Source organism: Salipiger sp. H15 (assembly GCF_040409955.1).
Taxonomy (GTDB): Bacteria; Pseudomonadota; Alphaproteobacteria; order Rhodobacterales; family Rhodobacteraceae; genus Salipiger.
The window spans coordinates 1,623,782-1,636,940 of the sequence record NZ_CP123384.1; the positions used below are offsets into that span (position 1 = coordinate 1,623,782).

Annotated in this window: 7 protein-coding genes; all 7 read left to right on the top strand. The window is 66.4% G+C overall.

The features are described 5' to 3' along the window. Positions 1-68 precede the first annotated feature (68 nt). Complete coding sequence (locus tag PVT71_RS07985) at positions 69-1,271, top strand: glycosyltransferase (RefSeq protein WP_353471265.1); 1,203 nt, start codon at positions 69-71, stop codon at positions 1,269-1,271. A 240-nt stretch (positions 1,272-1,511) separates the two neighbouring features. Beyond that, positions 1,512-1,793 carry a hypothetical protein gene (locus tag PVT71_RS07990; protein ID WP_353471266.1) on the top strand — a complete coding sequence of 94 codons (282 nt, stop codon included), beginning with the start codon at positions 1,512-1,514 and terminating at the stop codon, positions 1,791-1,793. Positions 1,794-1,931: 138 nt separating this feature from the next. After that, entirely contained in the window at positions 1,932-2,924 is a 993-nt protein-coding gene (locus PVT71_RS07995) for a sulfotransferase (protein WP_353471267.1), read from the top strand. A 53-nt stretch (positions 2,925-2,977) separates the two neighbouring features. Then, positions 2,978-3,967, top strand: coding sequence for a UDP-glucuronic acid decarboxylase family protein (locus tag PVT71_RS08000; RefSeq protein ID WP_353471268.1), 990 nt, complete (start codon positions 2,978-2,980; stop codon positions 3,965-3,967). A 98-nt stretch (positions 3,968-4,065) separates the two neighbouring features. Then, on the top strand, positions 4,066-5,337 hold the full coding sequence (locus PVT71_RS08005) for a right-handed parallel beta-helix repeat-containing protein (protein ID WP_353471269.1): 1,272 nt from the start codon (positions 4,066-4,068) through the stop codon (positions 5,335-5,337). 344 nt (positions 5,338-5,681) lie between these two features. Beyond that, positions 5,682-6,884: a sugar transferase gene (locus PVT71_RS08010; protein ID WP_353471270.1), complete on the top strand. Its 1,203-nt coding sequence runs from the start codon at positions 5,682-5,684 to the stop codon at positions 6,882-6,884. A 149-nt stretch (positions 6,885-7,033) separates the two neighbouring features. Continuing rightward, positions 7,034-13,120 (top strand): malectin domain-containing carbohydrate-binding protein, encoded by a 6,087-nt coding sequence (locus PVT71_RS08015; RefSeq protein WP_353471271.1) that lies wholly within the window; start codon positions 7,034-7,036, stop codon positions 13,118-13,120. The last annotated feature ends 39 nt before the right edge of the window (positions 13,121-13,159 follow it).

Below are 13,159 nucleotides of genomic sequence, written 5' to 3' on the forward strand. Positions count from 1 at the left end.
GTTCGCAAATTACGACGGATTGTGCCATGAAGGCTGCCAAGATCGACCTCCCCGGGGCTGCGCCAGCTATGGAAGACCCCACCCCCCTGCGGCTCGGATACCTCATCGACACCCTGCTGACAGGCGGGGCCGAGCGCCTCGTGCTCACCTTTGCCGAGGCCGTGCGCGACCGCGCCGACCTTGCGCTCACCGTCTTCGTGCTGAGCGACCTCGACACGCCCTTCCTGCAGCGGCTGCGGGCCTCCGGCACGGAGGTGGTGCTGCTGCCGGGCCGCAACCTTGCCGATGTCGGGCGGTTCCGGCGGCTTGTGGCGGCGCTGCGCGAGAAGCGCATCGAGTACCTGCACGCGCACCTCGCCTCGTCGAGCACGCTCGGCGCCTATGCCTCGCGGCTGCTGGGGATTCCCTTCGTCACCACCATCCACAACGTGAAACCCTCGGTGCGGCGCATCCGTCCCGGGCGGCGCGTGCTGCAGGGGCTCGCCATGCGGCTGCCGGGGGTGAACAAGATCGCGGTTGGCGAGGCCGTCGCCGTGGCGGCGCAGAAGGAGATCGGGCGCTCTGGCTGCCGGGTGGTTCCGAACGCGGTTTCCGAGACCGTGGTGGCCCCGGCCGGCGCGCGCGAACGGCTGCGCCGCGAGCTCGGCCTTGCCGAAGAGCAGGTGGCGCTGGTCTGCGTCGGCGCGATCATCGGGCAGAAGGCGCACGAGGTGCTGCTCGACGCCTTCGCGGTGATCCGGGCGCGGGTGCCGCAGGCGGTCCTGCTGCTGGTCGGAGACGCCCGCGATGCCGCGCGCCACGAGGCGCTGCTGGAACAGGCGGCGCAGCTCGGGCTGGGCGACGAGGTGCGCTTCCTCGGGATGCGCAGCGACATTCCCGAGGTGCTGGCCGCCAGCGACATCTTCGTCAGCTCCTCGCATTGGGAGGGGGCGCCGGTCTCGCTGCTCGAGGCCATGGCGAACGGGCTGCCACCGGTGGTGACGGACGTGGGCGAGAACGCCCTGGTGCTTGACGGCACCGGCGCGATCCTCGTGCGGCCTCGCGACCCCGAGGCGCTGGCGCAGGGCGTGATCGAGATGATCGAGACGCCGGGGCTGCGCGCGCGCACCGGGGACGCGGTGCGCGAACGGGCGCTCGGCAGCTACGGCGTGACGACCTGGGTCGAGCGGCTGCTGGCGATCTACGCCGAGACCGGGCGGCGCCGCGGCTGGCACCGGCCCCGCGCCGACGTGACGGTGCCGCGGCTGGAATCCGGGCGAGCGCCGCGGTGACGGGCACAACTGTCACGGTTGCGGCAATGACCCGTTTCGCGGGGCATAATTCCTTGACGCCTCTTCCGGCGGGTGGGTATCGTCGGGACATAGCATCGCGAGGCGGGGCCGCCCGAGTTTTCAGTACAGGTCCTGATTTTTGGAATTTGTCCCAAATGTTTAGGGGGACTGAGTGTCAGTCATCGAAGCCAACCCGACTAGCACGCTTACGGATTTCGTCCGCATGGTCAGGATTGGAAGATGCCGTTCAACACGCTAGAAAGGAGGCTTCGCGTCCGGCGCGGTCAAGGAACGTCCGACCGATCGCAAACGCCGCCAGTGGACAAGCGGGCTGACCGCCCGCCGCGGCGGGACCGCAAGATCGTCCGGCAGGCGATCCTCATGGTTTCTTGTGCACTTACCGCAGTATTTTACGCTTGGCTTATTTCATTCGTCGTCGGTTTCAGCCTGGGGACGGTTGCTTGGATTGGAATTGCAGTTTTTGGCGCGCTGGCCGGGTTCGCTCTGGCGATCATCCTGTGATCGACTGACCCGGACACGGTAGCGACCTTTCGGTCCGGAAAATCTTGCCGGAACGCATCCAGGTTTCCCTTTCGAATTTCCGCGCGGCACGCATGTGTCGCGGCCCAGACGCCCGGCGACGCAGCAGGAGACGCTGTTGTGTCCACGCATACCCTCCCGTCCGACCCGGCCCCCGTCCAGGGGGCAGATCTGTTTCCGCCGGCCGCCTACCTGATCGGCGCACCCAAGTGCGGGACGACGGCCCTGGGACACTATCTCTCGGAGCATCCGGGCGTGAGCTTCAGCAATCCCAAGGAGCCGCATTACTTCTCGCGCGACCTGCAGGGCCTCTGCCGCTGCGCCGACCTGCGCGGCTACCGCGCTTGCTTCACGCCGGGCGAGCGGGCGGAGCTGATGATTGAGGGCTCGGTCTGGTATCTCTATTCCGAGACGGCGATCAGCGAGATCCTCAAGGCCCGGCCCGACGCGAAGTTCATCGTCATGCTGCGCAACCCGGTCAAGATGCTGGCCTCGCTGCACCGGCAGCTGATCCACGCGCTCGACGAGACCGAGGAGGATTTCCGCACCGCCTGGGGGCTGTCCGCGGCGCGCGCGGCGGGCGAGCGGATCCCGCGCAGCTGCCGGGCACCCTCGACGCTGGTCTACACCCGGACCGCCGCCTATGGCGAGATGCTGTCCCGGCTCTACGCCCGCGTGCCGCGCGAGCGGGTGATGCTGCTCTTCCAGGAAGACATGCTGGCCGACACGCGCGCGACCTACCGCCGCGCGCTGGAGTTCCTCGGGCTCGAGGATGACGGCCGCACGTATTTCCCGCCGATCAACGAGGCCAAGCGCGCGCGCTCCAAGCTGGTGCGCTTCGTGGTCTCGCGCGCCGGCCCCGCCCGCGAGATGGTGTCGCGCCCGATCAAGCGCGCGCTCGGGGTCGAGTCGCTGGGGCTGATCAAGAAGATGGACGCGCTCAACAACCGCAAGCTCGGCAAGGTCCCGGTTCCGGCCGACCTCGCCGAGGCGATCGCGCGTCACTACGCCGATGACATGCTGCGCCTGCAGGCGCTGGTCGGGCGTGACCTTGCCGCACTGGGCTGGCCGATGCCGGCCTCGATGCCGCCGAAATCCGCCGCGGGGCGCTGAGCCCCGGGGCACGAGTGTTTTTCACCTAAATGATTTTTTGAAAAGGAAACAACATGTTGAAGCGCAATTACAACAGCCGGAAGCGCATCCTCGTGACGGGTGGCGCGGGGTTCCTCGGCTCCCACCTGTGCGACCGCCTGCTGGAGGGCGGGGCCGAGGTGCTGTGCGTCGACAACCTCTTCACCGGGACCAAGCGCAACATCGAGCACCTGCTCGCAAATCCGCGCTTCGAGTTCCTGCGGCATGACGTGACCATCCCGCTCTACGTGGAGGTGGACGAGATCTACAACCTCGCGTGCCCGGCCTCGCCGATCCACTACCAGCACGACCCGGTGCAGACGACCAAGACCTCGGTCCACGGCGCGATCAACATGCTGGGGCTGGCGCGGCGGCTGAAATGCCCGATCCTGCAGGCCTCGACCTCCGAGGTCTACGGCGACGCGCTGGTCAGCCCGCAGGCCGAGGGCTACTGGGGCAACGTGAACCCGATCGGCGTGCGCTCCTGCTACGACGAGGGCAAGCGCTGCGCCGAGACGCTGTTCTTCGACTACAATCGCCAGCACGGGCTGCCGATCAAGGTCGTGCGCATCTTCAACACCTACGGGCCGCGCATGCATCCGCAGGACGGGCGGGTCGTGTCGAACTTCATCCGGCAGGCGCTGTTCGACGAGGACATCACCATCTACGGCGACGGAAGCCAGACGCGCTCCTTCTGCTACGTGGACGAGCTGATCGACGGCTTCCTGAGGATGATGGCGACCGACGAGGCGGTGACCGGCCCGATCAACCTCGGCAACCCGCAGGAATGCACCGTCAAGCAGCTGGCCGAGATGATCGTGCAGCAGACCGGGTCGCGCTCGAAGCTGGTCTCGCGCGAGCTGCCCAGCGACGATCCGGTGCAGCGCCGGCCCGACATCACCCTCGCGCGCGAGCACCTCGGGTGGAACCCGTCGGTCGAGCTGTCGCAGGGGATCGCCCGGACCATCACCTATTTCGAGGACCTGCTGGGCAAGAAGTCCCGGCAGATGCAGGCGACGTCCTGATACACGACGCGGTGCCCGCGGGTCGGGCAGCCGCCAAGTTCCGGTAACCCCGGGCGCGGAAGCGCCCGGGCCATGTTCTTTTTCAGGGGGAGAAGGTGATGGCCCTCATCAAGTGTCTCGGGCGTGTCGCGTCCCGCGCGATGCCCGTGCTTTTCGGTACCATCCTGTTCACGGCCCTGCCGCCGGACCGCCCGGCCCTCGCGCAGCAGCCTCCGGCAGCCGCGGCCCCGGTCGGCTTCGGGGCGCAGACGCGCGGGGGAGGGGACGGGCGGGTGATCATCGTGACCACGCTTGCCGATGACGGGCCCGGCAGCCTTCGCTGGGCGGTGGAAGGGCAGAGCGGCCCGCGGACCATCCACTTCGAGGTCGGGGGCTCCATCGCCCTGTCGCACCAGATCGAGATCGGCCCGGACGTCACCATCGACGGCACCACCGCGCCCGAGACGTTGACGATCACCGGCGGCCGCCTGCGGGTGATCGGCAGCAACGTGATCCTGCGCGGGCTGCGGCTGCGCCCCGGCGACGGGCCGGGCGACGATCCCGAGAACCGCGACGGGATCTCGATCGGCGAGGGCAGGAAGCCCATCCGCAACGTGGTCATCGACGGCAATTCGATCAGCTGGTCGGTGGACGAGGCCATGTCGGTCTGGGGCAATGTCGCGGACGTCACGATCTCGAACAACATCATCGCCGAGGCGCTGGACGAGTCGATCCATTCCAAGGGGCGGCACAGCATGGGCCTGCTGATCGGCGGCGGCGCGGCGAAGCGGATCACGGTGATCGGCAACCTGCTGGCCCACAACCGGCACCGCAACCCCAACATCAAGGACGCCAGCCAGCAGATCGAGTTCCTCAACAACCTCGTCTACAACTGGGGTGCAAGCGGCTTCCAGGGCACCGGCTCGACCGTCAACATCATCGGCAACGTCTACATTCCCGGGCCGAACAGCGTGGACCGGCCGCCGCTGCACCTGCAGGACGGCGACACGCCGGGGCCGAACTTCTTCGTCGAGGACACGATCGGCGCGATCCGCAGCGACGCGGTGGTGACGCTTTCGGACCGTCCGGTCTTCGAGGGCAGCGGGGCGCCCGTGCTGCCCTCGGCCGCGGTCGAGGAGGCGGTGCTCGAGAACGCGGGTGCGCGGTTTCCTGCACGCGACTCGGTTGATCAACGGCTGATTGCAGAAGTGCGCGGGCGCGGCGGCTACATCATCGATTCGCCAGAGCAGGTGATCCGGGGCAGAGTGCCCCCGAAACCTCGCGCGCCCGACGGTGGCGACGGACAAAATTCACGTCCGGCAAGGGCTTGTTCTGGGCAGGACTGTGGCGAGGGTGTGGTGTTGCAGCCTGGAGTGGCAAATGGAGGCTGAGATCATTGTTGCCGCCGACTGCACAGTGTGCGTGCAACCTGCGCGCGACAAGTGCAGCCATCGCTTTGTTTTCCCGGGTTTGCGGCCATGTTCCCAAAAAACAGCTTTGCACCGTCCGCCCATAAAGTTACTATTTTCTCAAGACAGATGTTGATTGATTAACTTACAGATTTAGCTGCTCCGATATTCCGAAGGAGCTGATTGAGGCGGTTTTTAGCCTGAAGTCTGACCACCACTGACGTTTTCATGATCGCCGCGCGTTCATGCGGCTGTTTTTTGCTTTTGCATTATGCCCCTAGGGGTTTTCCCTCCTGGGTTCCTTGAGTTTGCCGAGGATATTTATGATGAATTTTTCGTCCCACAATGAAATCGAAAAAGCTAAAAGTTACATCTCTCTAGATGAAACTTCGTCCTCCCGGTTCAACAGTTTCACGACCTCTCGTTACCGCGCCGATGTCCCTCCCCATGCCGCGCGCGGCGTTGTTTTCACCAGCCAGGCCGCCACGTGGCCTTCCGCTGGTCGCCGGGCCGCGTGGACCCGTTTTTCCGTAGGGTTCCAGCCGCGCTCCCGCTTTCTCTACCGTGCCTACAACTTCTCCATCGGCATGACGCTGTTCCTCCTCGTGCTCCCGCTCTTTCTGGTGATCACCGCGCTCCTGGCCCTCACGCAGGGTGCGCCGATCTTCTACCGCGGGCCCCGCATCGGCGAGAACGGCGAGCTCTTCGACGTCCTGAAGTTCCGTACACTCGACGGGGCCAAGGCGGCGCAGCTCACCAAGGACAAGGTCCTGCCGAAGGGCTCGGGCATCGAGACCCCGATGGGCCTGTTCCTGCGTGAAACCAGGCTCGACGAGATCCCGCAGCTGCTGAACGTGATCAAGGGCGACATGAACATGTGCGGCCCGCGTCCCGTCCGGCCGGAGATCGCCGCGCAATATGCCGCGACGATCCCGGGTTACGAGCGGCGCTTCAAGGTCAAGCCGGGCATGATCGGCCCGGCCCAGGCCTACATGAGCCACGGCACGTCCAAGGCGATCCGGTCCCGGCTGAACAACAAGCTGTGCCGGACCGAGGTTTCCTATCTCGGGGAGGTGTCGCTGGTGTTCATCGTCGGCGCCTGTGTGCTTGCGCGGACCGTGGCCCGCGTCGGCGCCTCGATCGCCGGGGGCAAGACGGAGCGCGTCGAGGTGACGCGCGCCCGGGTCTATGACATGCGGTTCGTGTCTGACGACGGTCAGTCGCGCGCCGTGTTCTGGGTGGACGAGGAGCAGCTCATCCTCGACCAGGGCAACGTGTTGAACGTGCCCCTGACCGGACGTCTCGTGATGCACCTGCCCGACGGGCAGAGCCGCAGCGCGACCGTCGAACTGAGCTCGGTACAGGCGACCGCCCCGAACGGGCGTGTCCAGGTTGCCTATACCGCCAAGAGCGAGTTCAGCGAGCACATCCTGAGCCGCTACCTGTTCCAGTCGGTCGTCGTGCCGCACCGTTCCGAGTTTCTGTCTGCACGGCTTCGCCGGGCGCTCACCCGCTCGCGCGCAGCCTGAGACCGGGCAGGCCAGGGCCTGCCCGGATCACGTCCATGTATCATGACCAGTGCAAGGAATTCGGCCCATCACAGCATTCATGGCCTGAAAAAGACTGAACAAAATTTGATTTTATTATTGATTTTCCCTCTCCGTAGAGGATTTCGCACATGCCCGAAGACATTACTTTCGGTGTCACTGACCTGACCGCAGCGCAGAGCACCAACCCCACCGCGCTTGATTTCAGCGAGACGGGGAACCCGGTGCTTTTCGTCGCCCAGCAGAACGGCACGATCTACCGCTACGAGATAGAGCGGCAGCCGGATGGTCCCGATGCCGACACGAGTCCGGACTTCGTCGTCACCTCTACCGTCCTGATCAACGTGATCGCGAAGGACACGCAGAACTTCAACGATGACGGCACGCTGAACTCGACCGAAAAGCGCCAGATGACCGGCCTTGTCGCCACCACCGACGAGGACGGGAACGACGTGCTTTACGTCACCTCCTCGGATTGGCGCATCGCGGTCGGCGAGGACAGCGGGCTCGACACCAACTCGAGCCAGATCCACCGGATCGTGCTGGATCCCGACACCGGAGAGGTACTGTCCAACGTCGCGATCGTGCGCGGCCTGCCGCGCTCGGAAGAGAACCATGCGATCAACGGGCTCGACCTTTCGGTCGATCCGGACACCGGTGACACCTACCTTTGGGTGGCCATAGGGGGCAATACGAACAAGGGGGCGCCCGGCAACAACTTCGCCGGGACGGTGGACTTTGCCTATTCGGCCTCGGTCATCAAGATCAACCTGACCGACCTGGAGAGCTACGACATCCGTACGGATGCCAACGGTAACCTCTACGTCCTCGACCTGCCGACGCTGGACGACCCGTCGCGGCCGAACGTCGACCTTTCCACGCTCGACATCCAGAACCTGGGCCTCGATCCCAATTTCACGCTCGACGACAACGGCAGCATCGGCGGCGTGCTCCAACCCGACTGGGCCGGCGGCAACAACGGCCTGAACATGGCCAAGATCACCGACTACGTGCTGGTGAGCGAGGACGGCCAGCTGAAGCTCGTCGACAACCCGCTGACCATCCACTCCCCGGGTTTCCGCAACCCCTATGACGTGCTGGTGACCGAGGACGGCAGCGTCTACACGTGGGACAACGGGCCGAACGGCGGCTGGGGCGGCCAGCCGCTCTCCTACACCGACGGCGCCGTGGTCAACGACTGGACCTCGGAATTCGCCACCAACGAGTTCAGCGAACTCAGCAGCAGCGGCTTCGGCGACCAGCTGCACTATCTTGGCGAGATCACCGACGAATACGGCCCCTATGGCGGCCACGCGAACCCGATCCGCGCCGCGGCCGAGGCGCTCTCGCTCGCCTTCAACAGTGACGGCACCTACGCGGGCGCAACCTCCGGCTCGCCGATCATGGCCTATGGCGAGGTGCTCTTCGCCAACGAGGCCGAGGCGCGCGACTTCCTGTCGGAACTGCTGATCATCTACGCGCAGGATTCCGCGGGAAGCTGGATCGACGCGACCTCGCTGACCGGGCTGCCCGCCGACTTCTTCGACGTGGTCTCGGGCTATGACTGGGAATACCCGGGCAGCTCGATCGCCAACGTGCTGGCGCATTTCGACGGCACATCGGTGATGGACGGTACGGCCTATTCGCCGGAATCGCAGCTGCTCAACCAGTTCCAGGACGGCTCGCTGCTGACGCTGCCCGAATCCACCAACGGGCTCGAGGAATACACCGCGTCCTTCTTCGGCGGCGCGCTGCAGGGCACCATCATCGCGGCCAGCTTCGACGGCACGCTCTACTTCACCCGCGTCGTGGACACCGACGGGGACGGGCGCGCGGATTCCGCGTCGGTGGTCTACGAGCTGAGCAACTTCGGCTCGCAGCCGCTGGCCGTCACCGCGCTCGGCGACGACGGGCTCGGGGTCTTCATCGACAATGACGGCGACGGTCTGGACGATTTTGCCGGGCTCATCGTCAGCGGCGTCTACGGCAAGGACAATATCGCGATCTTCATCCCGGGCGGCGCGCCGCTCGATCCCAGCGACGATCTCGACCTCGACGGGGTGGACAACATCCTCGACAGCCACGTGGGCGATCCGACCGATGGCACCGGCGTGGTGGTCGGCGCGAATTCCACCGCGCGCTGGGACTTCGAGCTGAACAACCCAGCCTCGACCCCGCCCGGCGCGGTGCCGAGCGGCGACAGCATCGCCGGCGGCATCGGCGTCAACGCGGTATGGCGCAACAACGTGCTGCCGCAGGTCGACAACGGCGGTGACCCGACGCAGGGGCTCTATTACGGCGGGGTGTTCAACCTCGGCGGCGCCTCGAGCTTCGTCAGCATCGACGAGGCCTATGCCGGCACGGCCGAGGGCACGGCGAACTCGCAGCAGAACGTGCTCGGCGTCGGCTTCATGTCCTCGGGGGCGCAGCAGCTCTCGATCACCAGCGAGATGGTCAACATCTTCACCTACTCGCTCAACAACGACGCCCCGGCCAAGACCTGGGACGGCGGCGAGAAGGTCGGCCTGATGGTCGGGCCGGGGGATCAGGACAACTTCGCCGAGGCCACCATCGCGGTGATCGATGACGGCGGCACGATCAAGTCCGGCGTGCAGCTCCTCGTCGAGACCAACAACAGCTTCGTCACCAGCTTCGTCGAGGTGCCGGGCATCCAGGCCCCGGACATCCTCGGGGTCGGCGATCCCAACTTCGAGGTGGCGATCGACCTCGACATGACCGCCGGGACCGCCACCGCACGGGCGCGCTACGTCGACAACGGCGTCTACACCGACTGGGTGTCCACCGGCACCCTGACGCTGCCGAGCGCGGTGATCGACGCGGTCAAGGGCGAGTACAACAACCTTGGCAACATCACCGGGGCGGTCGTCGGCATGGTCGCCTCGACCACCACGGGCGACGACAGCTTCGCGGCCTCGTGGGACTGGATCGAGGTCACCAACACCTCGGCCGGCGAGGTCGTGCACCGCTGGGTCGCCGGCAACGCCGACGTGGCGGCCACCGACGGCGGCATGGACTGGAGCAGCAGCACCTCGGTGATCGCGGCCGGCACCACCACCGTCTCGACCTTCAACATCGCCACGCTCGACAGCTCGGTGCCCGCCACCACCCCGATCGGCGTCTTCACGCAGGAACGCTGGGCGCGCCCGACCGGCGACGGCATGCAGTTCGAGTTCGCGGTCGATCCCGGCAGCTACGCGATCCGGCTCTACATGGGTGACGGCTATGCCGGCACCGACCAGCCCGGCGAGCGGCTCTTCGACGTGACGATCGAGGGCCAGCTCTTCCTGAACGACTTCGACATCACCGGCACATTCGGCGCCGGGGTCGGCGGCATGATGCAATGGACCGGGGTGATCGACGACGGCATCGCCGACATCGACTTCGCCGCGGTACTGCAGAACCCGCTGATCAACGGCATCGAGATCGTCGCCATCGACAGCGTCGAGGAGGGTCCGGCGATCTCGGTCGCCGATGCCATCGTCAACGAGAACGGCGGCTCGGTGACCGTCGCGATCTCGGCCAGCAACTACGTGCCGACCGAAAGCAGCGTGCTCGTGCAGTTCGAGGTGCGCCCGGTCACCGCCACACCGGGCAGCGACTACACCGTCGCGGGCGCGACGCTCAACACCGCCACCGGCGTCTACAGCGGCACGCGCCAGATCGCCGGGGGGTCGGCCGATGCCAGCGTGCTCGTCAACATCCTCGACGATGCGCTGGCCGAGGGGACCGAGAGCTTCCAGGTGGTGATCACCGGGGTCAGCGGCGCCAATGCCAGCATAGGAGACGACACCGCCGTGGTGACCATCCTCGACAATGACAGCGGCTCGACGGGCGGCGGCGCGGTGACCCTCGCGATCACCGCCAACTCCGACGACGTGCAGAAGTCGAACTACGACAGCGGCTCCTTCGTGCTCAGCAACGTCGGCACCAAGGTGGTGACCAAGGTCGAGATCGACGTCTCGGGCGCGGTGCTGAAGGATGCGGTCTTCGACCCGTTCGGCCTTGCCGGGGACACGATCGCCAAGGTGCTCACCATCAACAGCGCCGGCGGCACCGGCGTGGTGGCCCCGAACAACAACGCGAGCGACCCGAACAACCAGACCTATGTCGGCGCCGGCGGCACCGCGGGCTACGAGGGCATCGTGCTCACCTTCGACCCGGCCAGCAGCGGCGGCTTCCAGTCGGGCGAGACGGTGACCTTCTCGGTCGACATGGATCCCAACTCGGTCGCCGGGGCCAAGAAGTCGGTGCTCGACGCGGGCACCGACCCGGACTGGGACGTGGGCGGCATCTCGGGGGCCGAGCTGATCGGCTCGCGCTTCACCGTGACCTACGCGGACGGCACCACCAGCACCGGCTACCTGCAGGGCACCGGCACACAGGCCGGGTCGAAGGGCCTGTCGTCGCAGAGCTCGCCGGGCCTCGAGGCCAACATCGTGGTCAACGGCCTGGTCGAGGGCGGCGTCGGCACCTACAGCGGCGACGACTTCAGCATGATGGTCAGCGGACCCGCGGGCGCGGTGATGCGCGTGGTGCTGATGAAGGGAATGATCCAGCCGACCACCAACGCCTTCGCCACCGGCACCACCACGCAGCAGGCCTACGCGCCGCAGCTCGACGCGCAGCTTGCCGCGCTCGCGGCTTCGGACTTCCCGGCCAACAACGCGGTCGAGATCCAGACCGTCGACATCACCCTGACCGGGGGCCTGCAGAACATCGCCTCGATGTTCGACCTCTCGGGCGTGGCGGCCTATGACTTCGACGGCGAGGACCAGCTGCCGCTGGGCATCGTCGCGGCGATCATCGACCCGTCCAACCAGAACCTGCCGCTCGGGCCGACCTCGGACCCGATCTACCTCACCTACGACCCCGACAGCTCGAGCGGTGGCGGCGGTGGCACGCCCACGGGTGATCCGTTCCGGGTCGAGGCCGAGGACCTGACGCTGGTGCAGGGCTTCGGGATCAAGAACAACGCCCATGCCTCGGGAGGCCAGCTCATCGAGGCGACCAACTCGGGCACGCAGATCGCCAACTACACGGTCACGCAGGCGGGCACCTTCGACATCACGCTCGGCTACTACGACGAGTCCGACGGGCAATCGACGCTGAACGTGCTGCTGAACGGGACGGTGATCGACAGCTTCACCTGGAACCTCGATGCGGGGGGCGCCACGGTGAACGCCAGCTCCTTCGCCCAGCACACGCTCTCGGACATCACGCTGGCCGTGGGCGACACGCTGCAGCTTTCGGGCGTTTCCGGGGGCGGCGAGCCGCTGCGCATCGACTTCGCCGACTTCACCCCGGTGGAGGGCGGCGGCACGGGCGGCGGGGGCACGGGTGGCGGCGGTGGCACGCCCACGGGTGATCCGTTCCGGGTCGAGGCCGAGGACCTGACGCTGGTGCAGGGCTTCGGGATCAAGAACAACGCCCATGCCTCGGGAGGCCAGCTCATCGAGGCGACCAACTCGGGCACGCAGATCGCCAACTACACCGTCATGCAGGCGGGCACCTTCGACATCACCCTCGGCTACTACGACGAGTCCGACGGGCAATCGACGCTGAACGTGCTGCTGAACGGCTCGGTGATCGACAGCTTCACCTGGAACCTCGACGCGGGGGATGCGACGGTAAACGCCACCTCCTTCGCCCAGCACACGCTGTCGAACGTCACGCTGTCCGCGGGCGACACGCTGCAGCTCTCGGGCGTCTCCGGGGGCGGCGAGCCGCTGCGCATCGACTTCCTCGACTTCACGCCGCAGAGCGCCTCGACCCCGTCCGGCGAGCTTGTCCGCGTCGAGGCCGAGACCTTCACGATCTCGCAGGGGTTCATCGTTTCGAACAATGGACATGCCTCCGGCGGCAAGATGCTGCAGGCGGGCAACTCGGGCATCCAGAGCGCCAGCTTCGTCTTTGCCGACCAGGCAGGGGTCTACGACCTGACGCTCGGCCACTTCGACGAGTCCGACGGCCAGTCGCAGCTCGACATCCTGGTCAACGGCGTGGTCGTCGACAGCTTCGTGTGGAACCAGGATGCCGGCGACGCGACCGTCAACAAGACCTCCTTCGCCGAGCATGACGTGCTCGACGTGGAACTGCAGGCCGGCGACGTCCTGACCTTCACCGGCATCTCGGACGGCGGGGAACCGCTGAGGATCGACTATCTCGAATATATCTATGTGGATGGGATCATTGGGTGAGATGAAGGACTTTTCAATGGTGAAACCCGCGCGTTTGCG

What these genes read in the sequence shown, in the direction of transcription:
- PVT71_RS07985 (WP_353471265.1), top strand. Translation starts at nt 69, where the DNA reads ATGGAAGACCCCACCCCCCTGCGGCTCGGATACCTCATCGACACCCTG.
- PVT71_RS07990 (WP_353471266.1), top strand. Translation starts at nt 1,512, where the DNA reads ATGCCGTTCAACACGCTAGAAAGGAGGCTTCGCGTCCGGCGCGGTCAA.
- PVT71_RS08000 (WP_353471268.1), top strand. Translation starts at nt 2,978, where the DNA reads ATGTTGAAGCGCAATTACAACAGCCGGAAGCGCATCCTCGTGACGGGT.
- PVT71_RS08005 (WP_353471269.1), top strand. Translation starts at nt 4,066, where the DNA reads ATGGCCCTCATCAAGTGTCTCGGGCGTGTCGCGTCCCGCGCGATGCCC.
- PVT71_RS08010 (WP_353471270.1), top strand. Translation starts at nt 5,682, where the DNA reads ATGAATTTTTCGTCCCACAATGAAATCGAAAAAGCTAAAAGTTACATC.
- PVT71_RS08015 (WP_353471271.1), top strand. Translation starts at nt 7,034, where the DNA reads ATGCCCGAAGACATTACTTTCGGTGTCACTGACCTGACCGCAGCGCAG.